We start from the raw sequence: 25,941 nt of genomic DNA on the forward strand, positions 1-25,941 counted from the left end.
AGGGGTTTCATCGTGGCGAGCGGGTGGGCCGGCGGTTCGCTCAGTGGTAGGCGCCGTAGGACAGGGCGAGCGCCAGGGCGCCGCAGGCGGTCACGACCAGGTGGACGCTCCTGGCGTACCAGTGCGGCGCCCCGACGCCGATCAGCAGGTGGCCCGTCCAGTAGGCACCGTAGTAGGACAGCATGGTCGCGGCGAGGATCCACCACAGCAGCGGTCCGCGCTGACTTGCGGGGGCGAGGACGACGAGCAGCATCACAGCGATGTGCCCCAGGTCGCCCACGGCCTCGCGCTGCAGGTGGAACTGCGCGTGCCTGACGCCGTCCTTGGCCTCGGGCACGAGGTAGGCGTCGTCCCACAGGTGGGAGACGGTCTGCCCGAGACTGATGAGGCTGACCAGGATTCCGGCGATCAGGAGCCCTTGAGCGAGAGCCACGGCCGCTCCTCCTGTCCCGATCGGGCGATGGCGGCGACGGCCCGCCGGTAGTCGCGTTCGCTGAACCGGTAGAAGACCATGCAGGCCGCGGCGAGCGCGAAGCCCGCCGCGGGGATCAGGCCGACGAGCGCGAGGATGCCCCCTTCCGCTCCGGCGGGCTGCACGGCGGCGTTGGCGGCGTACCCGGTCCCGGCGAGGACGAGCCCGGCCAGTCCTGCGGCGGCGGCGTTGCCGCCCTTGCGGGCGAAGGAGAAGAACGCGTAGATCGCGCCTTCCGCCCGGTGGCCCGAGCGCCACTGGCCGTACTCGACCGTGTCGGCCTGCAAGGACAGCATCACGGTCTGCAGCACGGCAGTGCCGGACGAGGCCACGCCGAGCACGATCAGCACCAGCCACATCCGCGACGGGTCGACGGCCGGCATCGCCAGATAACCTGCGGCGGCGGCCAGCCCGGCGCCGACGTAGGTGGCGCGCTTGCCGTAACGGCGGCTGAACCTGGGCGTGAGCCAGCTGAACAGGCCCTGCCCGACGGCCATCGCGATGGCCATCACGGTGAACGTGTCGACCCCGCCCGCGAGATACCGGGCGTAGTACAGCATGCCGAAGTTGAAGGTCTCGAAGCCGACGAGCATCACCAGCATGCTGCCGCACAGGACCAGCAGGGGCTGGTTGGCCCGGACGGCGGCGAGGCTCTGCCGCAGTGTGATGCGGGGTTCGGCGCGGCTGACCGTCTCCTCGGTCAGGGCGAACGCGCCGGCGAACAGCAGCACCGCGATCACCGAGGCGGCGGCCACGACGAGCAGGTACGCGCGGCCTTGGTCCGCCACGCCCTCCAACCGGGGGGCGATGACCGCATAAAGCAGGAGATAGACGAAGAACGACGACATCGAGCGGACCATCGCCAGCCGGTCGCGTTCCCGGGAGTCCTGGGTCATCGCCGCCGCCATCGACCCCAGCGACACCTGGCTGAAGGCGAAGGCCAGGCCGAACAGCGCGAACGTGCCGGCCGCGTACCCGATCCGCACTCCCGCGCCCGTCTCGGGCACGGTGAACAGCAGCACGCTGGTGACCGCCAGCGCGATCCCGCCGCCCAGCAGGAAGGGCCGGAACTTGCCCCACCGCGTGTCGGTGCGGTCCATGAGCCGCCCGGCGAACAGGTCGAAGAGCGCGTCCGCGATCCTGACGAGCATGAGGACCAGCCCGGCGACGGCGGCGTTCATCGCGACCACGTCGGTGTAGTAGGACAGCAGGAGCAGCGTGACGGTGGCGAAGGCCGCCTGATTGGCGGCCTCCCCCAGCCCGTAGCCGACGACGTGGCGGCGTCTCACGACCGCCACCGCCTGCGGAGGGCGTACGCGGCGGCCTTCGGCTTCCGGTCGCGGTCGAAGACCCCCTTCCGGTTGCCCTCCGGGCGGATGATCTCCTGGCGGGTGCGGAAGTCGGCGAAGCTCCACACGTGCTGGCCCACCACGGCCTCGTGCGCGTCGGCCACCCGCGCGACCATCTCCAGGACCGCGCTCTGGTACTCCTCCGTCCACATCGTGGCCGCCACCTCGTGCGCGCCGGGCAGCGCCTCCGCGCCGCACTCGGTGATGAGGATCGGGCTGTCGTGCCGCGCCGCCCACTGGTCGAGCTCCCGCACCAGCCGCTGCTCCGCGGAGGCGAGATCGCCGCCGTCGAGATACCAGCCGTAGTAGCGGTTGAGGCAGATCACGTCGAACAGGTCGGTGACCCGGTCCTGGTCGGCGGGGGCGAGGAACACGTTGGTGAAGCACACCGGCCGGGTCGGGTCCAGCTCGCGGGCCTGCTCGACGATCGGCTCCAGGAACTCCCGCGCCCCGTCGGCCGCCGAGTCCGGCTCGTTGGACAGGCACCACATGACCACGCTCGGATGGTTCTTGTCGCGTTCGATCAGCCGGCGGACCGACGTCGCGCACGCCTCCCGCGCGTCGGCGCCGAACCCGTCGGGGCCGAACGTCCGCGGCTCCGGGCCCGTACGCGGGCCGAAGTCCATCGCGAGGTTGATCATCCCGGCTTCCTGCTCGGCGATGACCACGATGCCGTTCCGGTCGGCGTGCTCCAGCACCTCCTCGGCGTACGGGTAGTGCGCGGTCCTGATCGAGTTGGCGCCGATCCAGTCCAGCAGCGCGAAGTCGTGCACCATGACCACGTCGTCGTGGCCGTGCCCGCGCAGGGGGCTCTCCTGGTGGCGGCCGAAGCCCCGGAAGGTGAACGGCCTGCCGTTGATCAGGAACTCGCGTCCCCGTACGGCCACGGTCCTGACGCCGACCGGCAGCTCGTAGACGTCCTCGCCGTAACCGATCTCCAGCCGGTAGAGGTAGCCCTCGCCGGGCTCCCAGCGGCGCACCCGGGGGACGACGAGCTCGCCCGCGTGGCCGGAGCCGGCGGCGACCTGCGTGCCCTGGGCGTCCAGCAGCCGCACCGTCACCGCGCCGGGCGCCGACGTGAACACGTCGTAGCTCACCAGGCCATCCGGGCCGTCCAGATCCGTCCGCACCGTGACGTCCTGGATGTGCTCGTGCGGCGTCGCGTACAGCCACACCCGGCGGTTCAGGCCCGTGTAGTTGAAGTAGTCGCCGGTCAGGGCCTGCGCGGTCGCCCCCGCCGGGGTGCGGTACTGCCGGCCGGGCGGCATGGCCGACAGGCTGAGCTCGTTGTTGAGCGCGACGGTGAGACGGTTCGGCCTCCCGTACTGGAGCAGGTCCGTCACCTCCACCTCGAACGGGACGAACCCGCCCCGGTGCGTGACCACCTCCTTCTCCCCCACCCAGACGGTGGCCAGGTGCGCCGCCGCGTCGAACCGCAGCACCACCCGCCTCCCCTCCCACGAGGCCGGCGGCCGTACCACGGTCTGGTACCAGACGTCCCCCACGTGATCGCGGATCGCCGGGTCGGGGAAGAGGTCGTTGTAGCTGGACGGCACCGGGATGTCGAGCGCGCCGGGCAGGTCGGCCGCCCACCACCGCTCGTGCCGCCCGGCTCGGTCCTTGTCCACCAGGAAGCGCCACACGCCGTCGAGCGGCTTGGTCTCCCTGGACACTGTTTCCACTGGTCGAAGCATGGGGCAACGCTCTCCCTGCCGGGCGGTCCGGCGCAGCCGACCACGGTCGGCACCTGCCGTTCCTCCCGTGGGAGCAGCGGGATGCCTACCTGGGGAGGACGACGCCCCGGCGCGGGTCGCGCCATGATGGGCGGGTGAAGCGCTCGTGAAGTGGTTGAGCCCGCTGGCCGCCCCCGCGCTGCTCGGCGCGGCGCTGATGGCGATCAGCGTGGAGAGCGGCCCGCCGTCGGCGCTGGCCGTGGCGCTGGCGGTGGCCGTGGTGGCGCCGCTGACGGTGCGGCGCCGGTGGCCGCTGACGGTCCTCGTCGCCTCGTTCGCCGCCTTGATCGCGTACGTGACGCAGGGCTATCCGCACGAGCCGCTGATACCCGCGCTGATGGTGGCCCTGTTCACCGCCGTGTCCGCGGGTTCGCGGATCCGCGGCGTGGTGATCGGCGCCGCCTGTGCTGGGCTGCTGGGCGCGGTCGCGTTCTGGGCGGGGCCGCTCGGTCCGGCCGGGGCCGTCGGGGCGTTCGGCTGGATCGGCTTCGCGCTGGTGGCGGCGGAGGTCGTCCGGGCGCGCAGGGAGACGGCGGCGGCGGCCGTGGAGCGGGCCCGGCGTCTCCAGCGCGAGCAGGAGGAGGAAGGCAGGCGCCGGGTCATGGAGGAACGCCTGCACATCGCCCGCGAGCTGCACGACATCCTGGCCCACAGCATCTCGGTCATCGGCGTGCAGGCGTCCGTGGCGCGCCATCTGGGCACCGCGGAAAGCCTGGCCCAGGCCGTGGAGGTGATCGACGAGGCGGCCCAGGAGGCCATGGGCGGCCTGTCGGCCACACTCGGCGTGCTGCGCGGCACTGGTCACGGCACAGGTCACGGCACAGGTCACGGCACAGGTCACGGCGCTGGTCACGGCACTGGCGCGGACGGCGCCGCGCCTGTCCCCGGCCTGAACGAGGTGCCGGAGCTGATGGACCGGGCCCGCGCCGCCGGGCTCGCCCTGCGGATCCGCACCACCGGTGAGCCGCCGCCCGCCGTGCCGCAGGCCGTGGGACTGTCCGCGTACCGGATCCTCCAGGAATCGCTCACCAACGCCGCCCGGCACGCGCCCGGCAGCGACGTACAGGTGGAGATCTCCTACTCCCCCCGCGACCTGCGCCTGCTGATCGCCAACGACAACCGGCCCGCGCGGGGAGAGGCCGGCTACGGCATCCTGGGCATGACCGAACGCGCGCGAGCGGTCTCCGGCTCGCTCACCGCGGGCGCCACCGAGGACGACAGGTTCCGGGTGGTGGCCGTGCTCCCCTGGAAGGACGACCGTACCCCGTGATCCGCGTGGTTCTCGCCGACGACCAGGACCTGGTGCGTGGCGCCTTCGCCCAGCTCGTGGCCGCCGCGGACGGCATGGAGGTGGTCGGCGAGGCCGCGACCGGCGCCGAGGCCGTCGACGCGACGCGGGCGAGCCGCCCGGACGTGGTCGTCATGGACATCCGCATGCCCGACGGCGACGGCATCGAGGCGACCGGGCGCATCTGCGCCGACGGCGACCTGACCGCCACGCGGGTGCTGATGCTGACCACGTTCGAGACCGAGGAGAACGTGGTGCGGGCGCTGCGGGCCGGCGCGAGCGGCTTCCTGGCCAAGAGCGCCCGGCCCGTCCAGTTGCTCGACGCCATCCGCACCGTGGCCGCCGGGGAGTCGCTGCTGTCGCCCGGCGCCACGCGATCGCTGATCGCCCGCGTCGTCAGCATGCCCGACGTGGGGCTCGCGGTGGCCGGCCGCGTCGGCGAGCTCACCGCCCGCGAGCGGGAGGTGCTGGTGCTGATCGCGGCGGGGCTGTCGAACGACGAGCTCGCCGAGCGACTGGTGCTGAGCCCGCTGACCGTCAAGTCCCACGTCGGGCGCATCCTCGCCAAGCTGGGCGCGCGTGACCGGGCTCAGCTGGTGATGGCCGCCTACGAGTCGGGCCTGACCCGGCCGGGCGGCGCCTGAGCGAGGCCACCGATACGACGGGGCCTACGTGGAGTCCGGAGTCCAACCGGCCACGAGCCGTGCCAGCTGGTGGTCGAGCAGCGCCGCGACGTCCTCGGGCGTGTAGTGGCCAACCAGGGTGGCGTTCACGATGCCCTGCGCGAAGGCGTACAGCATGCTCGCCTCCTTCCCGGCGTCCAGGTGGGCGGCGAGCTGCCCGGCGGCCTGGGCGGCCCTGATCTGCCCGGCGAGATAGGACAGCAGGGACGCATACCCCGCCCGCATCGCGGCCGCCTGGTTCTCGGACACCACCGAGCTCGCCTGGAACGCCAGCCCGATGCGGTTCAGGTAGCTGCGCTCCTCGTCCAGGGGCAGCAGCTCCAGAACGGTCGCCCGCAGCACGTCGAGCGGCGTGGACTGCCGCGCGGCGACGGCGGCGACCCGCTCGCCGATCCAGCTCGCGAGGCGCTCCAGCGCCAGGAGCAGCATCTGGTCCTTCGTCGTGACGTAGTACTGGACGGTCCCCATGGACACGCCGGCCTCGGCGGCGACCTCCCTCAAGCTGACGCTCTCCATGCCCTTGTCGTGGATGACGCGGTGCACGGCCTCGGCGATGTGCCGCCGCCGGGCATCGTGGTCGACGATCTTCGGCATGTTCCACCACTTTCTCATGCGACTGCATGGTAAAAACGTCGCACCCCTTTTATCATGCGACTGTATGACAAACGAGGAGACGGGGGATCCGATGCGGGTTCTGATCATCGGAGTCGGAACGCGCGGGGACGTGGGGCCGTACGCGGGGCTGGGGGTGCGGTTACGCGAGGCCGGGCACCACGTGACGATCGCCGCGCACGAGCCGTACACGGAGCTGGTGACGGACGCGGGCCTGGGGTACCTCCCGCTTCCCGGGGACCCGCTCCGCGCGCTGACCGGCCGCTTCTCCATCAGCGCCGTCAAGGAGTACGGCGAGCAGCTCGTGGAGGGCCTGGCCGGGCTTGCCGGGCAGGAGGCCGACCTGCTCCTGCTCGGCCTGGCGGGCACGCCGGGGTATCACCTCGCCGAGGCGATGGGAGTGCCCAGCATGGGGGTGTACCTGCAGCCGGTCGACCCGACCGGGGACTTCCCGCCGGTCACGAGCCCGTTCCGGCGGTCACTGGGCCGGTGGGCGAACCGCAGGGCGGCCCGGCTCGCGTTCGAGTCGCCCGCCGCCGGGCCGGTGCTCGCCGGGTTGAGCACGAGGACGCGAGCCCGGCTGGGGCTGCCCCCGATGACCCCGCGGGCCGTCTACCGGCAGCGGGAGAGCAGGCGCTGGCCGGTCTTCCACGGGGTCAGCCCGCTGGTGCTGCCGCGTCCGGCCGACTGGCGGCCGGGGCTGGAGGTCACCGGCTACTGGTGGCCGCCCCGGCCGCGCGGCTGGCGGCCGGATCGGGTGCTGCTCGACTTCCTGGCGTCGGGGCCCGCGCCGGTCTTCGTCGGCTTCGGCAGCCTGGCCGGCACGCGGGCCGAGCAGTACACGGAGCTGGCCGTGCGCGCGCTGCGGCGGGCCGGGCTGCGCGGCGTGCTGCAGACCGGCCTGCGGGGGCTCCTCTCCGACGAGGTGCTGGCGGTCGGTGACGTGCCGCACGACTGGCTGTTCCCCCGGGTGGCCGCCGTCGCACACCACTGCGGCAGCGGCACCACCGGCAGCGGGGTGCGGGCGGGGGTGCCCGCCGTGGCCGTGCCGGTCATGAACGACCAGCCGTTCTGGGCGTCCAGGCTGGTGGCACTCGGCGTGGCCCCGGCCGCGATCCCGTTTCGCCGCCTGACGCCCGCGCGGCTGGCCGCCGCGCTCACGACAGCGGTCACCGGCCCGGCCTACCGGCACCGGGCCCAGGCCCTCGCGGCCCGGGTCTCGGCGGAGGACGGCGCGGCGCCCGTGGTCGAGGCGGTGAACCGCCTCTCGGCGGTGTGACCTTCGTCTCACCAGGCAACCTGCACAGCGACTATGCATGGAAGAGGTATGCGATTCGCGATTCAACGAGCGGTGGCAGATGCGGCACCGCCGCAGGGAGTGCCGCCCGCTGCGGCCACGGATGAGGCTGTCGTGGCCGAACTGTTCCTGGCTCACCGGCTGCACCTGGTCCGGCTGGCGTTCCTGCTGGTGGGTGACCAGGAAACCGCCGAGGACGTCGTCCAGGACGCCTTCACAGCGCTGCACCGCCGATGGAGCCGGCTGACCCACCATGATCGAGTGCTGCCCTACCTCCGGGCGAGCGTGGTGAACGGCTGCCGCATGGTGCACCGGCGCCGGACCGTCATGAGCAGGTTCACCGGCGAGCGGCAGACGCCCATCCGGTCCGCGGAGGCCGCCACGCTGCTCGGCGAGACGCGCCGGGAGGTGTCCGAGGCCGTCCGCGCCCTGCCCCGCCGCCAGCGCGAAGCCGTGGTGTTGCGCTACTACCTCGACCTGTCCGAGGAGGAGATCGCCGAGGCCATGGGAGTCAGCCGTGGCACCGTGAAGTCGACCGTCTTTCGAGCCCTGAAGGCACTCACCGTCAAACTGGAGGGAAACCGATGACGTCCTGGCTCGAAGACCGGCTCCGGGATGCCCTCACCGCCGACGCCGAGCAGATCCGCCCGGAGAGCTTGCGCCCTGCCGAACAGGTGACGCGATCGAAGGTCATCGTTCGCACGCGCCGGTTCGGCCTGGCGATCCCGCTGGCGGCCGCGCTCGTCGTCGTGGTCATCGGCGCCGTCGCCGCCGTGGTGGCCTCGACAGGCGGGACGACCCCGGCCGGGCCCGCAACGCGGACCCTTGGCGGCCCGCGTTTCCTGCTGCTCGCCGGCAACGACGGCGTGACGGTCCACGACGCCCGCACCGGGAAGGCGACGGGCCGGCTCGGGCTGCCCCCGGCCCCGGAGGGCGGCTTCCGGGAGCCCGGCGGATACCTGCTCGCGGGCGCCGGCGACGGTGCGACCTTCTACATCGCCCAGAGCGTACGGTCCCGCGAGACACAGGCGAGCAGCACGAGGTTCCACCGAGCGCGGGTCGACGGAAACGGCGAACCGGCCGAGGTGGTCACCGACGTGATCCCCGAGGTGACCGGTACGACAGCGAGCTCCCTCGCCGTCACCGGTGACGGCACGCGACTTGCCTACAGCCTCGACGGCAAGGTGTGCGGCCAGGGGAAGACGTTGCGCTTCTGCCCCGGCGCCCAGCTCACGGTCGTCGACCTGCCCCAGGGGAAGACGCGAACCTGGACGACCGGCGCAGGGCAGATCCAGAGCCTCTCCTGGGCAGCCGATCGCCGCACGCTCGGCCTGGTGGTCAAGTCCGAGGCCCGGGTCCTGGACACGACCGCCTCCGGCGCCACCCTCGCGGCCAGTCAGGTCATAGCCCCGGGGAACGACGCCACCGCCTCGGCGATCAGCCCGGACGGACGCAGCATGCTGATCGGCCACGTCCGGCTGTCCGACGGACCACGACCGCATCGTTACACCCTTGACGAGCACTCCGTCCCGGACGGGCGCAAGATTCGCACCCTGCTGGACAGGGGCCACGACGGCGACGTGGGCGCGCGCTGGAACCTGATCCGTTACGACGGCACGGGGAAGCATCTGCTGCTCGCGGGGAACGCGGAGCCGCTGAGCAGAGTCGACGACGGGCGGATCATCCCCTTGATCCGCCCCGCGTCCCCCGGCGCCCTGGGATTCCTCCCGGAGATCCACGCGGCCTGGTAACCCTCGAACCGGCCGGTGAGCTGGTCAGGGGCGGGTGTACGCGCCGAGGTCGTCGCCGTGCCGGGCGACGCCCGGGGAGAGGGCGGGACGGCCCGGCGCCAGCAGGTTGGCGGCCATGGGAGCGGCGGCCTTCTCGCCCCGCGCGTACGCCTGGACCAGTTTGGCGACCTGGGACGGCTTGACCGTCTCCCCGAACGGCGGCTCGTACGGGTCCACCAGGCACTCCACGAGCGCCGGCCCGTCGTGGGCGAGAGCCTGCGCGAGCACGTCACGTACCCGGCCGCCTTCCGCGACGTGGAACCCCTTCAGCCCGCAGCCCTCGGCGATCTTGACGAAGTCGACGGGTGACAGGTCGCAGGCGTACTGCGGATTGCCCAGGTACGCGTTCTGCTCCCAGACTTCCAGGCCGAGCGTGTCGTTGCGCAGGACGATCACCTTGACCGGAAGCCGGTGCTGCGTGAGCGTGGCCAGTTCCCCCAGGCACATCGTCAGGCCGCCGTCGCCGACGACCGCGATCACGGGCCGGTCCGGGTAGGCGATCTGGGCGCCGACCGCGTACGGCAGAGCCGAGCCCATCGAGCACAACGTGCCGGAGAACGAGAACTGCATGCCACGGCGCAGCATCACCCGAGACCCCCAGGAGCTGACCGTCCCCGCATCCCCGGTGAGGATCGTCCCGTCCGGGATGAGCTCGCTGAGCGCGCAGGTCACCGCCTGCGGCTTCATCGGCACCGCGGGGTCGGCGGCGCGCCGCTGCTGGAGCCGCCACCACTCGTCGTAGAGCTCGCGGGCCCGTTCGGCGAACGAGCGGTCCTGGCGCACCCGCAGCATGGGCAGGAGCCGGGCCAGCGTGGGCCCGGCGTCGCCGCACAGCCCGACCTCGACCGGGTAACGCATGCCGATCCGGTCCCCGGCCACGTCGATCTGCACCGCCCGCGCCTGGCCGGGCTCGGGCCAGAAGTCGTAGAACGGCGTGCTGCTGCCCACGATGAGGAAGCCGTCGCAGTTCTCCATCGCCCATTGGGAGGCGCGGGTGCCGATGAAACCGATGCCGCCGGTGCACCACGGGCTGTCGTCGGGAACGGCGTCCTTGCCGAGCCCCGCCTTGGCGATCGGCGCGCCCAGCGTCTCGGCGACCTGCTCCACCAGCTCCCCGGCGCCGAACCGGGCGCCGGCCCCGGCCAGGACGGCGACGCGGGCGCAGGAGTTGAGCAGCTCCGCCGCGCGCATGATGTCGTCCTCGGCCGGCACCTGAACATGACGCTGACCGGCGGTGGAGGTGTGGCCGGGGACGTTCTTCTCCGACACCGTGTCCTGCTCCTCGGTCCAGGACTGGATGTCGATGGGGATCGTCAGGTGCGCGGGCGCGCGGCGCTGGAGCGCGGCCCGCACCGCGCGGTCGGTCACCGCGACCGCGTGCGCCGGCCCCATCACCCGCTCACTGAACACGCAGGCCGGCTCCAGCACCTTGTCGTTGTCGACGTCCTGGAGGAAATGCGTGCCGACCAGGTCGTGGTAGGTCATGCCGGTGATCGCCAGCACCGGCGCGCCGTCGATCTTCGCGTCGTACAGGCCGTTCATCAGATGCAGCGCGCCCGGCCCCGAGGTGGCCACGCAGGCGGCCGGGCGGCCGGTGAACTTGGCGTACCCGACCGCCGCCATCGCGGCGTACTCCTCATGCCGTACGTGGACGAACCGCATCTGCGGGTGGGTGCGCAGAGCCTCGAAGAACCCGTTGACGGCATCGCCGCAGATCCCGAAACAAGTGTCGACGCCCCATTCCAGGAGCCGTTCCACGATGAGGTCCGAGGTCGTCCTGGGCATCACACTGCTCCTTGCGGCGGGAACGGCATCAAGCCGTCCATACCCGTGCCGGCGCGACGGTGGTGCGCCTTGTGCGAACGCTGCCTGGGCGCATGCCGAACAATAAGCCTGCTCGCACCGGCCGCGCCGCCCAGCCCACCTTTCGCGCCATATTGGTCCTAATGCGAGGGATCTGCCCACGATGCGGCGGTTGCCTGTTAGATTCGAGAGTCATGATCGAAGAGAGGCGTGTCAACGGCCCCGCCACGGGTCACTGAGGCGCGGCGGTACGGCGAGGTCAGGGCCGATCATGCGCCGTGCGAGCAGCTCCGCGTGCCGGTCGACGCGCCGATCGAGGATAGGAGCAATGTGCTGAGAAGAACTCCCCTGCTCGCCACCGCCCTCATGATGATGACGACGCTGTTAACCGTCCCGATGGCGGGGACGGCCGGCGCGGCGGTGACCGGGCAGGACGTCACGGATGCCGTCGGCAAGCGCGGCATCACCTGGGGGCCGTGCGAGGAGGAACCCTCGGTCGAGTGCGGCACCCTGACCGTGCCCGTCGACTGGTCGAAGCCCTCTGGGCCCACGGTCAAGCTGGCCCTGGCCCGCCGCAAGGCCACCGACCCGTCCGCGCGGATCGGTTCCCTGCTGAGCAACCCGGGCGGTCCCGGCAACTCCGGCGTGAACGGCATCCTGCGGCCGTCCGGCTTCAGCGAGGACATCCAGCGGCGCTTCGACATCGTCAGCTTCGACCCTCGCGGCGTCGCCCGCAGCGGCTCGGTGACGTGCTCGGCCTCGGTGTACAACAAGATGCCGTACCCGGTCATGACCAGCCAGGCCGACTACCTCAAGTGGTTCCTGTTCGACGCGCGGCTGCGCTCCGACTGCCGCAAGCTCACCGGCCCCGTGTACGACCACCTCGACTCGGTCAACGTGGCCCGGGACATGGACGCCATCCGCGCCGCGCTCGGCGACGACAAGCTGACCTCGTACGGCGTCTCCTACGGGACGCTGGCCCAGCAGATGTACGCCGAGCTGTTCCCTCACCGCGTCCGCGCCATGGTGCTGGACAGCAACATGGACCACAGCCTGGACGCCAAGGCGTTCCAGGTCAGCGAGGCGGCCGCCGTTCAGGACAGCTTCGACGAGTTCGCCGCCTGGTGCGAGCGTGACAGCGAGTGCGTCCTGCACGGTCGCGACGTCCGGGCGCTGTGGAAGAAACTGCTCGAAAAGGCCGACCGGGGCGAGCTGCTGTGGCCGGGCGACGGCCGTCCGGTGAAGGGCCACAACCTGCTGTGGCTCGGCGTGATCCTCAACGAGGGGCCCGCCTGGCGGCTGGAGGCCGAGGTGCTGCGCGCGCTGGACGGCGGTCCGGTGCCGGACGACATGCCCGGCCCTCCCGGCAACTGGCCCGTGAACGGCAAGCACGCCGAGCTGCCCACCGCGATCCTGTGCTCGGACTGGAACCTGACGCTGCGGGGCTACCGCGAGTACGCCGACGTGATGCGCGCCTCCAACGCGGTGGCGCCGGACATGCGGTACAACCCGATGCCGATGGGCGACATGCCGATCTGCCAGGGTCACCCGGTCAACAACCCGCAGCACCCGCTGCGGTACCGGGGCAGCGCCCCGCTGCTGGTGACCACCACCGTGCACGACCCTTCCACGCCGTACGAGTGGTCGGCCAACGTGGCCCGGCAGCTCGGCCCCAAGGCCACCCTGCTCACGTACGAGGGCTGGGGCCACGGGGTCTACGGCAGGTCCGAGTGCACGACGGTGGCCATGGACACCTATCTGATCTCGCGGACCGTCCCCGCGAAGGGCACCCGCTGCCCGGCGGAGAAGCCGCAAGGCTAGGCGGCACGGCGGTGTGAAGGTGCCGGGCCGCCGTCGGCCCGGCACGGCACCCGGTGTCCGACATCGCGCATCGCGTGCGGACCGCCGCCCGCTCCTGCGCGGCGTTTAGGGTGGTTCCGATGCGACCGGAGTCGCGAAGGACCACCAGCGTGACGGGAGTTACAGTGCAGCGCGTCAGCCGACGGACCAGCGCCATCGCCGGAGCGGGCGTTCTCGCCCTGCTCCTGGCCGGTTGCGGGGGCCCCGCCATCAGCGAGGGCACCAGCGGGACCACCAGCGGCGGCAAGCCGGAGACGGACAAGGCCGCCTCCGCCGGGACGCCGCTGGCGCTCGACACCACACCGCGGCGGGCCGGCCTCACCGACCGGGACGACAAGGCGCACAAGCTGACGCTCCACCCGGCCACGCTCAGGCGCGGCTCGGTCGACGACCTCAAGGGCGTGCGGCTCGACGACGACGTGCAGGGGATGGTGCCGCACTATCTCACCGTGTCGATCACCAACTCCGGGTCCGGCACCGTCAAGAGCGCCCTGGCGGTCAGGAACTTCCGCCTGGCGCTCGCCGACGGCACCGCCGGCCGGCCTGTCTCGTTCTTCGCCGGCAACCCCCTGGCCTCCCCCGGCGCCGGCCCGCTGGAGACGTGCAACCGCACGAAGGCCCCCAGCACCTTGACCGCCGGCCAGGCGGCGACCGAGTGCCGGGTCGTCATGCTCCCCCAGGACGCCAAGCCCGCCGCCGTCTCCTACGCCGACGAGTCCGGCACCCGGATCTGGAAGGTCGAGGGCGGCGACCTGGGCGGCGGCGTGCTGCCCGCCGGCAAGCCGGTCGAGGTGACGTGGAAGGACACGCGGGGCAGGGACGTGCCGCTGACCGTGACGCCGAAGAGCGTGCGCAGAGCCGGCGCCGACGCGCTCGCCGGTTACAAGCTGAACGCCGGGCAGAAGGCCGCCACGGCGTACTTCGTCACGCTGGAGTACCGCAACAACGGCACGTCCAAGCTGTACCCGGGCATGGACAAGGCGGTCGTCCTGCGCACCGAGAGCGGCGGCACCGTGCCCAGGCTCACGCTCATCGCGATCGGCAGCAACGGCCCCAAGGGGTGCGAATCCTCCGTGCCCTACGGCATGGTGAAGCCCGGCAAGAGCGTCCGGCAGTGCGGCGTCTACCTCGTGAACCGGGGTGACAAGCCGGTGACCGTCACGTTCTCCCCCACCGCCGAGGGAGCCGAGCCCGTGACCTGGAAGGTCTCCTGACGCCTGGAGCCGGGCGTTCGTCATCAGGACGTGGCAGGCCCCAGCGCGGCGCGTACGGCCGCCGTGGTCCGCTCGACGGCTTCGCGGTCGGCGGGTGACAGGGGCACGGCGGCCCTGACCTCGGCGGCGCGGTCGAGCAGCCGGGCGGCGGCGCGGTGATCCCCCAGGTGCGCGAGCGTCCCGGCCCGGCCCTCCAGGGCCCGGGCGAGCGTGCGCGGGTCGCCGCCGGCCCGCGCGGCGCGGCACGCCTGGTCGTGCAGCGTGAGGGCGTCCTCGGCGTGCCCGCGAGCGTGAGTGGTGAGGGCGAGCTCCGTCATGGCCGCCGCCGCGATGCCCGGCTCGTGGCCGTGCCGCCGGTGTCGTTCGAGCACCGCGCGCAGGTGCTCATCGGCGGCTTCGAGGCGGCCGGCCAGGCGGGCGACCCGGCCCAGCCCGATCAGGGCGTACGTCTCGGCCAGCCTGACCGACTCGCGGGCCGCCAGCCGCCTGGCCCGTTCGTAGAGCCGGCCGGCCTGTTCGTGCTCGCCCGTGGACAGGTGGACGTCGGCCAGCCCGCACAGCTTGAACGGGATCTCCGCGGCCAGGCCGAGCCGCTCGGCGATGCCGAGGCTGCGCTCGTACAGGCCGGCGGCCCGCCGGTAGTGCCCGGTGGCCTCGGCCGCCGCGGCCAGGCTCTCGACGGCCAGCATCTGCCCCCAGGGGTCGCCGAGCCGGTCGAAGGCCGCCAGGCTGAGCCGCGCGTCACCCTCGGCGGCCGCGCTCCGTCCACGGGCCAGGTGGTGCCAGGCCAGCGTGTTGCGGGCCGCGGCGACGCCCCACTCGTCGCCGCGGGCCTCGAACGCGGCCAGCGCCCGCCGGGTCAGCCGCTCGCTCCCGGGCAGGTCACCGCTCCCGAACAGGCTGGAGCCGAGCACCCACAGCGCCATCGGCTCGTCGGTGGGCGGCGGGTCACCGCTCATCGTCGCGGCGTCGTGGCCGGTCATCACCGACAGGGCGGCGTGCCAGGCCCTGCCGGTCCCGGTGGAGGCGAGCGGCAGTGCGTGGGTGAAGGCGCGGTGCGCCTCTTCCAGCCGGCCCCGGAGCATCCAGTACCAGGCGAGCGCGGTGGCCAGCCGCAGTGCCGCCGCGCCGTCGCCGCTCTGGACCGCGTCGTCGAGCACGCCCCGCAGGTTGACGGTTTCGGCGTCCAGCAGCGCCAGCCATCGCTCCTGGTCCGGGCCGCGTACGTGCGCGTCGGCGCGTTCGGCGAGCTCGGTGTAGTAGGCGGCGTGACGGCTGCGGGCGGCGGCCAGGTCGCCGGACTCGGTGAGCCGTTCGACGCAGTAGGCGGCGACCGAGTCCGCCAGCCGGTAGCGGTGGCCGGCCACGACCAGCAGTGACCGGTCCACCAGCCTGGCCAGCACGTCCATCACCTCCTCACCGGCGATGCCGCCGGTCGCGCACACCGCCTCGGCCGCGTCGAGGGTGCAGCCGCCGGGATGCAGGGCGAGCCGGCACAGCGCGACCCGTTCGGGTTCGGTCAGCAGCTCCCAGCTCCAGTCGATCACCGCGCGGAGGGTCCGCTGCCGCGCGGGCGCGTCGCGCCGTCCCTGGGTCAGCAGCCGGAAGCGGCTGTCGAGCCGCCGGGCGACCTCCGCCACGCCGAGCGACCGGACGCGGGCGGCGGCCAGCTCCAGCGCCAGCGGAAGGCCGTCCAGCCGGCGGCAGATCGCGGCGGCGGCCGGGGCGGTGGTCTCGTCCAGGACGAACCCGCCGGCGGCCGCGGCACGGGCGGTGAACAGCCGCACCGCGTCGGCGCCGGCGATGCCGGCGAGGGGTGCGTCCCGCTCCGGCACGGCCAGCGGGGCCACCACGTGCAGCCGCTCGCCGGAGAGGCCCAGCGGCTCCCGGCCGGTGGCCAGGACGCGCAGCCCGGGCGCGCCGGCCAGCAGCCGCCCGGCGATCTCGGCGACCGGTTCGACCACATGCTCGCAGTTGTCGAGCACCAGCAGCGTCCGGCGCTCGCGCACGGCCGTGACGATCCGGTCCGTGGGCGGGACGGGCTGCCCACGCGAACCGGGACCCGTGGCCCTGGTGAGCCCGAGCGTGGCGGCGATCAGGGTGGCCACGTCGGCGGGCGCAGGCGGCGCGCCGGTGTGCGCGGGATGGTCCAGCGCCGCGAGCTCGACCAGGTGGACCCCGCCGGGGAAGGCCGCGGCCAGCCGGTCGGCGACGGCGACCGCCAGCCGCGTCTTGCCCACGCCGCCCGGCCCGGTGAGGGTCACCAGCCGGCCGGCGTGCACGAGCTCCGCTACCCGCGCGATCTCCTCGTCCCTGCCGATCAGCTCGGTGAGCGGAACCGGCAGGTCCGTGCGGGGGCGGGCCGGCTCCAGCGCGGCGTCCTGCCGGAGGATCGCCTGGTGGACGGCGGCCACGGCGGGTGACGGGTCGACGCCGAGCTCGTCGGCGAGCCGTACGCGCAGGTCGTGGTAGTCGGCCAGGGCCTCCCCCTGCCGCCCGGCCTGGTAGAGCGCGCGCATGTGGCAGGCGCGCAGCCGCTCGCGCAGCGGGTGCCGCCGAACCTGCTCGGCCAGCTCGTCCAGGACTTCGGCGGGCCGGCCCAGCTCCAGTTCGGCCTCGGCGCGCTCCTCGATCGCGGCCAGCCGCTGCTCGGCGAGCTGGGCGATCGCGCCCTGCAGGCACGGCTCGGCGGAGAAGCCGGCGTACGGCTCGCCCCGCCACAGCTCCAGCGCGTCCGCCAGCAGCGCCGCCCTGGCCTGCGGGTCCGCGCCCGCTCGCGCCCGCGCGGCCAGGGCCGCGAACGCGCGGGCGTCGACCGCGCCGGCGGCGGCCCGCAGCGCGTAGCCGCCGGCGCGCCACTCCACAAGGTCCCGGCCGCCCGGCTCGGCGCTCTCGAGCGCCCGCCGCAACTGCGCCACCTTCGTACGCAGCACGGCGGCGGGATCCTTGGGCTGTGCGGAGCCCCACAGGTGCTCGGCGAGCGCGTCCACCGGCACCGGCCGGCCGTCGTGGCTCAGCAGGATCGCCAGCAGCAGCCGCACCTTCGACTCCGGCACCTTGACCGGCACGTCGTCGTCGGTCCGCACCTCCAGCGGGCCGAGCACCCGAAACCGCATACCGACACGCTAGCCGCCACGGCCGGAACCCGTTCAGAACCGGATCACAACCGGCCTCGTACACCGTGGCGGCATGCTGACACACGCACAACCCTCCGCGCGGGCCGGCACGCGCGCCTGGATCGGGCTGGCCGTGCTCGCGCTGCCGACGATCCTGCTCGCGCTCGACATGACCGTCCTCTACATGGCCCTCCCCCAGCTCGGCGCGGACCTGGGCGCCACCGGCACCGAGCTGCTGTGGATCACCGACATCTACGGCTTCATGATCGCCGGTGTGCTGATCACGATGGGCACGCTGGGCGACCGGGTCGGCCGGCGGCGGCTGCTGCTCATCGGCGCGACCGCGTTCCTCGGCGCCTCCGTGCTCGCCGCCCTGTCGACCAGCCCGGAAATGCTGATCGTGGCCCGCGCGCTGCTCGGTCTCGCCGGCGCGACCCTCACCCCCTCCACGCTGTCGCTCATCACGAACATGTTCCCCGATCCCCGGCAACGGTCCATGGCCATCGCGATCTGGCTGATGTCGTTCTCCCTCGGCGGTGCGATCGGGCCCGCGGTCGGCGGCGCGCTGCTGGAGCGGTTCTGGTGGGGGTCGGTCTTCCTGCTGGGCGTCCCGGTGATGCTGTTGCTGCTGGTCTGCGGGCCCTGGCTGCTGCCGGAGTACCGCGATCCCTCGGCCGGGCGGCTGGACCTGATCAGCGCCGCGCTGTCCCTGGCCGCGATCCTGCCGGTCGTCCACGGCGTCAAGCAGATCGCCAAGGACGGGCCGCAGGTCGTACCCCTGCTGTTCGTGGCGGCGGGCGCGGCCGTCGGCGTGGTGTTCGTCCGCCGCCAGGGGTCGCTCGCCAGCCCGCTGCTGGATCTGCGGCTCTTCGCCGACCGCCGCTTCACCGGCGCGCTGACGAGCATGCTGCTGGGCATGGTGACGCTGTACGCGTTCACGTTCTACTTCACGCAGTACCTGCAGCTCGTCGAGGGCCTGTCACCGTTCACGGCGGGGCTGTGGTTCATCCCGCTGGCCGCCGCCACCATCCTGGGGTCGATGGCCGCGCCACTGATCGCGCGCCGGCATCCGCCCGCCCGCGTGATCGCGGCCGGGCTCGTGATCGCCGCGGCCGGCTACGGCTCGCTCGCCTTCCTCGGCGTGCAGTCCGGCCTGGCGCTGCTCATCACCGGCGGAGTCGTCGTCGCGATCGGCATCAACCCGCTGCTCGTGCTCAGCACGGATCTGATCGTCGGCTCGGTGCCCCCGCAGCGGGCCGGGTCGGCCTCCGCGATGCAGGAGACCTGCGGCGAGCTCGGCGCCTCGCTGGGCATCGCCGTCTTCGGCACCCTCGGCGCCGCCGTCTACAGCTCGCGGATCGCGCTGCCGGAGGGCCTGCCGCACGCGGCGGCGACGGCGGCTCGCGACAGCTTCGCCACCGCCGCCGCCCTCGCCCAGGACCTGCCGGGCCCGCTCGGCACGAACCTGATCGTCTCCGCCCGGGAGGCGTTCGTGGCGGGCATGACCGTGGTGACCGTCATCAGCGCCGCCGTCCTGCTGGGCATCGCCGGGCTCGTGCTGGTCACCCTCCGCCGGGTACGCCCCCACAGCGCCGAAGGCGACTAGGAGCCTCCGATGCGGGTCCGCGCCGCCGGGACCGCGCTGCCGATCGTCGTGGCGAGCGTGGCTCCGAGGACGCTCACGCCGGCCAGGGTCAGCCAGATCGCCGCCGCCCCGGCGGACAGCAGTCCGGCGAGCGCGGCCGGGGCGAGCGCTCCCGCGACAGTCACGGCGAGCTGGTGGAGGGCCAGGTAGCGGCCGCGGAGAGCGTCCGGGGCGCTCTCCGCGGCGACGGTCGACGTGACGGGGCCGCCGAGGAGCTCACCGAAGGTGTAACCGGCCGCGCCGAGCAGCACGAGGCCGACGGCGAGGGCGAGCGCGTCCACGTGGCCGGCGGCGAGGAACAGGAGGTAGCCGGCCGCGAAGCAGGCGTGTCCGGCGACGAGGACGCGGCTGCGGATCCGCCCGCGCAGCCACCCGAGGACGAGTCCTTGCCCGAAGCCGACCATCAGCGTGTTGAGCGTGAAGACCGTGCCTGCGGTCCAGCCGGGCAGGTCCAGCACGTCCACGGCGTAGACCGGTATCGCGATGTTGAGGGCGAACAGGGAGATCGCGAAGCACAGCTGATGCGCGACCAGCAACAGGTACCGCCGGTCCCGAATCACGTGCCCCCAGCCTCCGGCGGCGTCCTGACGCGCCTCGGGACGGACGTCCGGCACGGCGCGCATCAGGACGTAGGCGAGGACGTAGGAGGAGGCGTTGACGATCACGATCCCGGCGTAGACGCCTGGAGTGCCGACGCCGACCGCGACGGCGGACAGCAGGCCGCCGAGCGCGTAGCCGAGGTTGCGCACCGACCCGAGGAGACCGAACCAGCGCTCCCGCCGGCCGGGCTCGGCCAGCGCCGTGATGGTGACGCCGTAGCAGCTGAAGGACACCGCCCGCCCGGCACTGTTCAGCCAGGCGCAGACGGCGATCTGCCAGGGCTGGTCCACGGCCAGATATCCGGCGAAGCCGAGCGCCTGGGCCAGGTTCGCCGCCTGCAGGACCGGCTTGGCGCCGTAGCGGTCGACCAGTCCTCCGGCCAGCGGGCCCGCCGGGAGCGCCAGCAGCCCCGCCGTCGTCAGCGCCGCGCCCGCCTGCACCAGCGTCAGCGGCGTCGTGGCCAGGAAGTACAGCATCGAGACGGGGACGAAGACACCGGTGCCGATCGAGTCGATGGTGATCGCTGCGAGGAAGCGGCGGTGCCGGGCTGCCGGTGGACGGGCCGTGTGATCGGGATGGGACACAACCCGGGACGGTATAGATTCTATACCGGTATCTACAACGCTACCGGGAGCTGCGCATGGGCAAGGCCTACAACATCATGGCCGCGACCTGCCCCAGTCGCACCGTTCTGCACCGGATCGGGGCGCGCTGGACGGTGTTCATCGTCAACGCGCTGGACGACAGGCCGATGCGCTTCACCGAGCTCAAGGCGCACATCCGGGGCATCACCCCGAAGGCGCTCACCGAGACGCTTCGCGCGATGGAGTACGACGGCCTGATCTCCCGCACGGAGATCCCCGCGAATCCCCCGCATGTCGAGTACGCCCTCACCGACCTCGGCCGGTCCCTGCTGATTCCCCTGCGCGCCATCCGGGAATGGGCCGAGACCCACGTCCCCGACATCGAACGCGCCCGCGCCCAAGCCGCGGCCCCGCCCGCCCCGACGCACCGGTAGCGGTCAGGCGCCTGCGGCGGTGTCCAGGAATTCCCGTACGGTGGCGGCGAAGGCGGCCGGGGCGTCGTCGTGGACCCAGTGGCCGCAGCCGGCGAGTTCGCGCAGCACGGTGCCCGGACGGCGCTCGGCCATCTGCCGGGCCATCGCGGTGGGCAGGACGAAGCTGTCCAGGCCGTGGATCAGCAGGGCCGGGCAGGCGGAGCCGAGCCAGCCGGGCCACCAGTCGCCGACCAGGGCCTCCTGCGAGGCCATCATGTCGTCGCAGTCGAACAGCAGCCCCCACCCGTCGGGGTGTTCGACGGCGCTCTCCAGGAAGTAGCTCGCGTCCGGGATGCCCTGGGCCTCGATGGCGCGGCGCAGGGCGTCCAGGGTGGGGGCGCGGCGGGGCCAGCCGGTCACGTCGAGGACGGGGTGCGGGATCTCGGGCCGCCGGTTGAGCGCGCCGGCCTCCTCCACGATCAGGGCCCGTACGAGGCCGGGGTGGCGGGCGGCGAGCCGGAAGGCGGTGACGCCGCCCATCGAGTGGCCGAGCACCACGACCGGCCCCAGGCCGAGCCCGCGCAGGAACGCGGCGGCGTCGGCCACGTAGGCGTCCTGGCTGAAGTCGCCGTCGCCGCGATCGCTGTGGCCGTGACCGCGCTGCTCCAGGGCGATCACGCGGTAGCGGGGGGCCAGGGCGGCGGCCAGCGGCGCGAAGTTGCGGCCCCGGCCGAAGTGCCCGTGCAGGGCGAGCACCACCGGCGCCCCGCCCTCGGACTCATCACCACGGGCGCCGCCGGTCGCGGGGTGGGAGTCGAACCAGGCCAGGCGGAGGCCGCGGACGGTGGTGAAGTGCTCGGTCATCCTGTTCATGAGCCGTGGTGTCCTTTCGTGGCTGGAGGATCGCGCAGGAGGAGGGCGGTCAGGGCGCCGACGGCCGCGGCGAGGATCGCGGTGACGGCTGCGGCCTGGGCGAAGGCGTCGGTGAACGCGCCGGTCGCCGCGGTGGCCAGCCGGGCGCCGTCCGTCCCGCCCAGGTGGCGGGCCACGTCGAGGGCGCCGGAGATCGACGCGGCCTGATGCGCGGGCAGCCGCGCGGTCAAGTGGGCGGCGGCCAGGCCACCGAGCACGGCCACGCCCAGGCTTCCGCCCACCTTGAACGCCGTCTCGTTCACGGCCGCGGCCGACCCGGCACGGTGTGCGGGGGCCGAGCCCAGCATGGCGGTGGCGCAGGCGTTCACCGTGACGGCGTTGCCGGCGGCAAGCACGGCCAGGCCCGCGATCACGGCGCCGTACTGGCCGGATCGGATCCCGGCCGCCATCAGCGCCGCGCCGCCCGCCAGCACCAGCAGTCCGGCCGCCGCCGTGGACCGTACGCCACGCCGTGCGACCACCCTGGCCACCAGATGCGCCACCCCGAGCTGCGCCACCGCGACCGGCAGCAGGAGCAGCGCCGCCTGGGACGGGGAGTGCCCGCGTACGTCCTGCAGGTACTGGGTGATCAGGAACAGCACGCCCATCAGCGCGAAGAACCCGGTTGCGGCGGCGAGCGCGGCCGGCCAGAACGAGCGGGCGCGCACCATGCCCAGGTCGAGCAGCGGATGCCGCGCCCGCCGCTGACGCACGGCGAACGCGGACAGCAGCGCCACCGCCCCGGCCGCCTCCGCCAGGGTGGCCGGGCCGAGCCACCCCCGGTACGGGGCCTCGATCACCGCGTGCACCGTGGCCACGAACGCCCCCGACACCAGCAGCGCGCCGATCACGTCCAGCCGGCCGGTGGCGCCCCGGCGCGGCCGGGCGTCGGCCGGGACCACGTACGCGATGGCGAGGGCGGCGACCGCCAGGACGGCCACGTTGGCCACGAACAGCGAACGCCAGCCGAAACCCTCCACGAGCAGCCCGCCCGTCAGCGGCCCCAGCACCACGCCGAGGCTGGCGACGACGCCCCAGGCGGCCAGCGCCCTGGGCAGCTCCGCGCGGGGGAAGACGGCGCGGACGATCGCCAGCGTGGCCGGGGTGATCATCGCGTTGCCCACGCCCTGGAGCGCCCGGGTGGCGATGAGCTGCTCCGGCGTCCGGGATAGGGCGGCCAGGACCGAGGCCAGCGCGAACACGGCCACTCCCGCCAGCAGCACCCGCCGCCTGCCGACTCGGTCGGCCACGGCGCCCATCGCGACCAGCAGCGACGCCAGGGCCAGGACGGCGGCTTCGGTGATCCACTGCACTTGTGAGGTGGTGGCGCGCAGGTCCACCGCGATGGACGGCAGCGCGATGGTCACCGCCATCACGCTGACGCTCATGACGAGGAGCGCCGCGCACAGCGCCACCAGGATCCCCCGCCGCCGAGGATGCCCGCAATCCTCTGGCGGACGGCAGGGTCCCGGCGCGGGTGGGGGCATGGGGCACCTCCGAGGGGTCGGTGGGCGGCGAGGAGCCGTTAGCATAACGACTGTCATGCTAATTGAGCAAAACAGTCGTCATGCGAATAGACTGGGCGCCTGCCCAGCGAAAGGAAGGCGGACGTGGCCAGGCCCCGCGATCCACAGCGCCGCGAGGAGCTGCTCGACGCGATCGTCGGCTACCTGGCCGAGCACGGCATCGCCCAGCTCTCCCTGCGCCCGCTGGCCAAGGCGCTCGGCCACAGCACCTACGTGCTCACCCACCACTTCGCCGGCAAGGACGAGCTGATCAGCGCCGTCCTCGCCCACCTCGACGAGCGCCAGAGGGGACGCGTGGGCGCGCTGCCCGACCCCGGGACGAGCGGCGGCCTGGGCCTGGGCGACGTGGTGCGCGCCTCGTGGGCCTGGCACCTGCGCGAGGACCTGCCGATGGTCCGGCTGCTGCACGAGATCGAGGGCCTCTCGGCCGCGGGCCGCCTGTCCGGCCCGTACGTGCCCAAAATGCTCGGCGACCGCGCCGAGTTCGTGGCCGACGTGCTACGCGCGCACGGCGTGCCCGAGGAGGCGGCGCTGCGCAAGGCCACCCTGCTCAACGCCGCCTACGCCGGCCTGCAGATCGACTACCTGACGACCGGCGACAAGGATCGGGTCGAGGCGGCGCTGGACGAACTGGCCGACACCGCCGACTCCTGGACCCGCCCGCAGTAGGCCGCCCGCGCTCCTCGAGCGTCAGGGGACGGCCTTGAGCAGCCAGAGCTCGTTCTCGTCATGACCGGAGTTCGACTGTACCACGCGCGCGCCCGGCTCCATGGAGGCGTTGGCGACCGCCAGCACCTTGCCCGAGTGCTTGGCGATGAGCCGGTAGACGCCCGCCTCGTGCTCCTTGAGGTACCAGATCTGGCTGGGACTGCCGTTGATGCCCCACTGCATCGCGAAGTCGGCGTTCTGGTTCGCCAGGGTGACGTCGAGGGCCTTGCCGGAGTGTTCGGCGATGAACTTGTAACCGCCCTCTGCGGGTTCCAGGTGGAAGATCTGGTTGGTCCGGCCGTGGGGGGTCCACTGGATCACCCAGCCGCCGTCGGACATGTCGCATTCGTTGATGTCGAGGGCGAGCCCGGACTTCTTGTTGAGCAGGGTGGCTCGGGCCGGGATGTCCATGGGGATCCTCTCGAGCTGGAGGGGGAGGCGGCGATGCGCCGCCTTGCCTCCATAAGAGACGATTGCGTACGGGAAAGCACCCTTCGGCCGTGACCACATCCGGACAGGGTTCCTGCTGCAGGAAGGCGCCGCCAGCCCCCGCCTCAGCGGCTCTCCGCTTTCGCGAAAACCCGTTGGCGGACCGCGGCGGCCACTGCTAGCTTTCTGGAGGCCGTGCGAGACAACGAGGAGGTGGTACCCGTGGACACAGTATCGACATGGGTGCTCCCCTCCGGGGTCACGGCCGGGCGATAGGTCGTCCGGGAGCGCCGTTCAAGAGCACTCCCGAAGGGCACGACCATGCGATTCACCTCTGAGCAGCGCCTCGACGACGGCGTCGTCGAACGCGCGTTCACCCTCGATGAGATCCCCGGCTTCCTGTGGACGCCCTCGTCCGCGCCCGCACCCGTCCCGCTGATCCTGCTCGGCCACCCCCCGCTCGGACTGGACAGGATGTACCCCCGGCTGGTGGCGCGGGCCCGGAGCGCCGTGGCGGGCGGCTTCGCCGCGGCCACCATCGAGCTCCCCGGGAGCGGTGACCGGCCCCGCCTGGCCGGCGCCGAGCAGGCCCGCGCCGACCTGCGCCGGGCCATGAAGGCCGGCGAACCGGTCAGCGACGAGATCATCGACGCCCTCGTCCTCCCGCTCGTCGACAGAGCGGTCCCGGAATGGCAGGCCGCCTTGGACGCCCTCCTGTCGCTGCCCGGGATCGGCGGCCCCGTCGGATACTCGGGGGGCGTGATCTCCATCGGCATCCGGCTCGCGGTGGTCGAGCCGCGCATCGTGGCCGCCGGCCTCTTCGCCGGGAGTTTCGTGCCGCGCACCATGTTCGAGGAGGCCCGGCAGGTCACCATTCCGCTGCATGTCCTGCTGCAGTGGGATGACGAAGGGAACGACAGGCAGGCGGCCCTGGACCTGTTCGACGCCTTCGGCTCCAAGGAGAAGACGCTGCACGCCAACATGGGCGGGCACACCGGCGTCCCGCAGTTCGCCGGGGAGGACGCGGCCGGGTTCTTCGCCCGGCATCTGCGCTGATCGAGGACAAGCTCCGGCCCTCCTCGACAGCGTGGGCAGGCAAGACGCACCACCGCCCCGGCCGGTCGGCCCACCACCGGCCGGTCGGGGCGCCGCCCGGCCACCACCGCCTCCATCAGCCGGGCCGCCCACATCACGAGCACGGCCCTCGGCGTCAAGAGCCCCGTCGAGCTGGGCGACCTACCCGGCGATCAGCAGCTCGCCCGGTGGAAGGCGTTGTAGAGGGCGTTCCCGGGGACGCACGAAGGCGTCCCCGGGGCGCTCTGGTCGATCGGGTGGGTGAACCACCAGGTCATGCCGAGGGCGAGGAGCACGGCGGCGAGGGTGACGGCCGCGACCGCCGGACGGTTCTGGCGCCAGGCCGGTCCCGACAGCGCGACGGCAGCCATGACCAGGGCCACCGCGGCAGCGGCTCCGGCGACGATCTCCAGCAGGCCGCCGACGTCGGACGGCGGTTCGCCAACGGTGAGGGTGTTGGACAGGATCTCCCCGGCCAGGTAGACCCACTCGGAGACGATCAGCAGAGTGACGACCGCGGTGCGCAGCCGGGTGGCGGGCAGCTGCGGCCACAGGGCGATCAGGGCCGCCATCGCCCCCAGCATGACCAGCAGCGTCGAGCCGGCGAGCATCGGATCCAGCCAGTCGGTGATCGGCATGCGCCCGTCCCGGGCCCTGACCGCGGTGAAGCCGAACCAGGCCGCGGCGAAGACCAGGCCCAGGATCAGCGAGTATCCGAGCACGCGCGGCGGGCGCACGGCGGCGCTGACGAGGGGGGAAACACTCACAGGCTCTCCAACAATAGTGAGGTGCGCACGCACCTCATTTCATCTCCAGTACTGTGGTGCGCACTC

General features: G+C 73.0%; 22 protein-coding genes. 11 read left to right on the forward strand and 11 right to left on the reverse strand.

Annotation, left to right across the window (positions count from 1 at the left end; genetic code table 11):
* Nucleotides 1-40: 40 nt before the first annotated feature.
* From AB0G11_RS41385 to uidA, 3 genes are read right to left on the reverse strand one after another with little or no spacing between them, the layout of a single operon-like run.
* Nucleotides 41-433, reverse strand: coding sequence for a hypothetical protein (locus tag AB0G11_RS41385; protein WP_219516961.1), 393 nt, complete (start codon nucleotides 431-433; stop codon nucleotides 41-43).
* A complete protein-coding gene (locus AB0G11_RS41390) occupies nucleotides 409-1,761 on the reverse strand; it encodes a glycoside-pentoside-hexuronide (GPH):cation symporter (RefSeq protein ID WP_357592272.1) in 1,353 nt (450 codons plus the stop codon). The genes AB0G11_RS41385 and AB0G11_RS41390 overlap by 25 nt, the downstream gene beginning before the upstream one ends.
* Nucleotides 1,758-3,503 (reverse strand): beta-glucuronidase, encoded by a 1,746-nt coding sequence (uidA, locus tag AB0G11_RS41395; RefSeq protein WP_357592274.1) that lies wholly within the window; start codon nucleotides 3,501-3,503, stop codon nucleotides 1,758-1,760. Before uidA ends, AB0G11_RS41390 begins: the two co-directional genes overlap by 4 nt.
* Nucleotides 3,504-3,660: 157 nt before the next feature.
* On the opposite strand from uidA, the gene AB0G11_RS41400 reads away from it, so the two are divergent.
* The gene (locus tag AB0G11_RS41400) at nucleotides 3,661-4,824 is read left to right on the forward strand and encodes a histidine kinase (RefSeq protein ID WP_357592276.1); all 1,164 of its coding nucleotides are present in this window, start codon (nucleotides 3,661-3,663) and stop codon (nucleotides 4,822-4,824) included.
* Nucleotides 4,821-5,486 (forward strand): response regulator transcription factor, encoded by a 666-nt coding sequence (locus tag AB0G11_RS41405; protein ID WP_219516947.1) that lies wholly within the window; start codon nucleotides 4,821-4,823, stop codon nucleotides 5,484-5,486. The genes AB0G11_RS41400 and AB0G11_RS41405 overlap by 4 nt, the downstream gene beginning before the upstream one ends.
* 24 nt (nucleotides 5,487-5,510) lie before the next feature.
* Here AB0G11_RS41405 and AB0G11_RS41410 read toward each other — a convergent pair whose 3' ends face one another.
* Nucleotides 5,511-6,137 carry a TetR/AcrR family transcriptional regulator gene (locus AB0G11_RS41410; RefSeq protein ID WP_357592278.1) on the reverse strand — a complete coding sequence of 209 codons (627 nt, stop codon included), beginning with the start codon at nucleotides 6,135-6,137 and terminating at the stop codon, nucleotides 5,511-5,513.
* 46 nt (nucleotides 6,138-6,183) lie between these two features.
* Between AB0G11_RS41410 and AB0G11_RS41415 the strand changes: the two genes are divergently transcribed.
* The 3 genes from AB0G11_RS41415 (at nucleotide 6,184) to AB0G11_RS41425 (ending at nucleotide 9,185) form a co-directional block, all read left to right on the forward strand.
* Complete coding sequence (locus AB0G11_RS41415; RefSeq protein WP_357592280.1) at nucleotides 6,184-7,416, forward strand: glycosyltransferase; 1,233 nt, start codon at nucleotides 6,184-6,186, stop codon at nucleotides 7,414-7,416.
* Between the two features lie 132 nt (nucleotides 7,417-7,548).
* Nucleotides 7,549-8,022 (forward strand): SigE family RNA polymerase sigma factor, encoded by a 474-nt coding sequence (locus tag AB0G11_RS41420; protein WP_357592282.1) that lies wholly within the window; start codon nucleotides 7,549-7,551, stop codon nucleotides 8,020-8,022.
* Entirely contained in the window at nucleotides 8,019-9,185 is a 1,167-nt protein-coding gene (locus AB0G11_RS41425) for a hypothetical protein (protein ID WP_357592284.1), read from the forward strand. Before AB0G11_RS41420 ends, AB0G11_RS41425 begins: the two co-directional genes overlap by 4 nt.
* 24 nt (nucleotides 9,186-9,209) lie before the next feature.
* Here AB0G11_RS41425 and AB0G11_RS41430 read toward each other — a convergent pair whose 3' ends face one another.
* Nucleotides 9,210-11,009 carry a thiamine pyrophosphate-dependent enzyme gene (locus AB0G11_RS41430; protein WP_357592286.1) on the reverse strand — a complete coding sequence of 600 codons (1,800 nt, stop codon included), beginning with the start codon at nucleotides 11,007-11,009 and terminating at the stop codon, nucleotides 9,210-9,212.
* A 348-nt stretch (nucleotides 11,010-11,357) separates the two neighbouring features.
* On the opposite strand from AB0G11_RS41430, the gene AB0G11_RS41435 reads away from it, so the two are divergent.
* A complete protein-coding gene (locus tag AB0G11_RS41435; RefSeq protein WP_357592288.1) occupies nucleotides 11,358-12,848 on the forward strand; it encodes an alpha/beta fold hydrolase in 1,491 nt (496 codons plus the stop codon).
* A gap of 149 nt (nucleotides 12,849-12,997) precedes the next feature.
* Entirely contained in the window at nucleotides 12,998-14,101 is a 1,104-nt protein-coding gene (locus AB0G11_RS41440) for a hypothetical protein (protein WP_357592290.1), read from the forward strand.
* Nucleotides 14,102-14,124: 23 nt separating this feature from the next.
* Here AB0G11_RS41440 and AB0G11_RS41445 read toward each other — a convergent pair whose 3' ends face one another.
* Nucleotides 14,125-17,217 (reverse strand): BTAD domain-containing putative transcriptional regulator, encoded by a 3,093-nt coding sequence (locus AB0G11_RS41445; protein WP_357592292.1) that lies wholly within the window; start codon nucleotides 17,215-17,217, stop codon nucleotides 14,125-14,127.
* A 73-nt stretch (nucleotides 17,218-17,290) separates the two neighbouring features.
* On the opposite strand from AB0G11_RS41445, the gene AB0G11_RS41450 reads away from it, so the two are divergent.
* A complete protein-coding gene (locus tag AB0G11_RS41450) occupies nucleotides 17,291-18,823 on the forward strand; it encodes an MFS transporter (protein WP_357592294.1) in 1,533 nt (510 codons plus the stop codon).
* Here AB0G11_RS41450 and AB0G11_RS41455 read toward each other — a convergent pair.
* Nucleotides 18,820-20,046, reverse strand: a complete 1,227-nt coding sequence (locus tag AB0G11_RS41455) for an MFS transporter (RefSeq protein WP_357592296.1) — start codon at nucleotides 20,044-20,046, stop codon at nucleotides 18,820-18,822. The two genes, AB0G11_RS41450 and AB0G11_RS41455, sit on opposite strands and share 4 nt — an antisense overlap.
* Before the next feature lie 56 nt (nucleotides 20,047-20,102).
* Between AB0G11_RS41455 and AB0G11_RS41460 the strand changes: the two genes are divergently transcribed.
* Nucleotides 20,103-20,480: a helix-turn-helix domain-containing protein gene (locus AB0G11_RS41460; RefSeq protein ID WP_357592298.1), complete on the forward strand. Its 378-nt coding sequence runs from the start codon at nucleotides 20,103-20,105 to the stop codon at nucleotides 20,478-20,480.
* Nucleotides 20,481-20,483: 3 nt separating this feature from the next.
* On the opposite strand, the gene AB0G11_RS41465 is transcribed toward AB0G11_RS41460, so the two are convergent.
* Both AB0G11_RS41465 and AB0G11_RS41470 read right to left on the reverse strand, forming a co-directional pair.
* Nucleotides 20,484-21,332, reverse strand: coding sequence for an alpha/beta hydrolase (locus AB0G11_RS41465; RefSeq protein ID WP_357592300.1), 849 nt, complete (start codon nucleotides 21,330-21,332; stop codon nucleotides 20,484-20,486).
* On the reverse strand, nucleotides 21,329-22,915 hold the full coding sequence (locus tag AB0G11_RS41470) for an MFS transporter (protein WP_357592302.1): 1,587 nt from the start codon (nucleotides 22,913-22,915) through the stop codon (nucleotides 21,329-21,331). The genes AB0G11_RS41465 and AB0G11_RS41470 overlap by 4 nt, the downstream gene beginning before the upstream one ends.
* Before the next feature lie 66 nt (nucleotides 22,916-22,981).
* On the opposite strand from AB0G11_RS41470, the gene AB0G11_RS41475 reads away from it, so the two are divergent.
* Complete coding sequence (locus tag AB0G11_RS41475) at nucleotides 22,982-23,566, forward strand: TetR/AcrR family transcriptional regulator (protein WP_357592304.1); 585 nt, start codon at nucleotides 22,982-22,984, stop codon at nucleotides 23,564-23,566.
* A gap of 21 nt (nucleotides 23,567-23,587) precedes the next feature.
* Here the strand turns inward: AB0G11_RS41475 and AB0G11_RS41480 are convergent, their stop codons facing one another.
* On the reverse strand, nucleotides 23,588-24,016 hold the full coding sequence (locus AB0G11_RS41480; protein ID WP_357592306.1) for an RICIN domain-containing protein: 429 nt from the start codon (nucleotides 24,014-24,016) through the stop codon (nucleotides 23,588-23,590).
* Between the two features lie 339 nt (nucleotides 24,017-24,355).
* Between AB0G11_RS41480 and AB0G11_RS41485 the strand changes: the two genes are divergently transcribed.
* Nucleotides 24,356-25,090 carry an alpha/beta hydrolase gene (locus AB0G11_RS41485; RefSeq protein WP_219517087.1) on the forward strand — a complete coding sequence of 245 codons (735 nt, stop codon included), beginning with the start codon at nucleotides 24,356-24,358 and terminating at the stop codon, nucleotides 25,088-25,090.
* A gap of 191 nt (nucleotides 25,091-25,281) precedes the next feature.
* Here AB0G11_RS41485 and AB0G11_RS41490 read toward each other — a convergent pair whose 3' ends face one another.
* Nucleotides 25,282-25,875 (reverse strand): hypothetical protein, encoded by a 594-nt coding sequence (locus AB0G11_RS41490; protein WP_357592308.1) that lies wholly within the window; start codon nucleotides 25,873-25,875, stop codon nucleotides 25,282-25,284.
* Nucleotides 25,876-25,941 lie beyond the last annotated feature (66 nt).

Source organism: Nonomuraea sp. NPDC023979 (genome assembly GCF_040639085.1).
In the GTDB taxonomy this organism is placed as follows: Bacteria; Actinomycetota; Actinomycetes; order Streptosporangiales; family Streptosporangiaceae; genus Nonomuraea; species Nonomuraea ceibae.

Coding starts and splice junctions, on each gene's coding strand:
- AB0G11_RS41485 (WP_219517087.1), top strand. CDS start 24,356: ATGCGATTCACCTCTGAGCAGCGCCTCGACGACGGCGTCGTCGAACGC.
- AB0G11_RS41425 (WP_357592284.1), top strand. CDS start 8,019: ATGACGTCCTGGCTCGAAGACCGGCTCCGGGATGCCCTCACCGCCGAC.
- AB0G11_RS41410 (WP_357592278.1), bottom strand. CDS start 6,137: ATGAGAAAGTGGTGGAACATGCCGAAGATCGTCGACCACGATGCCCGG.
- AB0G11_RS41480 (WP_357592306.1), bottom strand. CDS start 24,016: ATGGACATCCCGGCCCGAGCCACCCTGCTCAACAAGAAGTCCGGGCTC.
- AB0G11_RS41415 (WP_357592280.1), top strand. CDS start 6,184: ATGACAAACGAGGAGACGGGGGATCCGATGCGGGTTCTGATCATCGGA.
- AB0G11_RS41430 (WP_357592286.1), bottom strand. CDS start 11,009: ATGCCCAGGACGACCTCGGACCTCATCGTGGAACGGCTCCTGGAATGG.
- AB0G11_RS41450 (WP_357592294.1), top strand. CDS start 17,291: ATGCTGACACACGCACAACCCTCCGCGCGGGCCGGCACGCGCGCCTGG.
- AB0G11_RS41445 (WP_357592292.1), bottom strand. CDS start 17,217: ATGCGGTTTCGGGTGCTCGGCCCGCTGGAGGTGCGGACCGACGACGAC.
- AB0G11_RS41465 (WP_357592300.1), bottom strand. CDS start 21,332: ATGAACAGGATGACCGAGCACTTCACCACCGTCCGCGGCCTCCGCCTG.
- AB0G11_RS41470 (WP_357592302.1), bottom strand. CDS start 22,915: ATGACAGTCGTTATGCTAACGGCTCCTCGCCGCCCACCGACCCCTCGG.
- AB0G11_RS41460 (WP_357592298.1), top strand. CDS start 20,103: ATGGGCAAGGCCTACAACATCATGGCCGCGACCTGCCCCAGTCGCACC.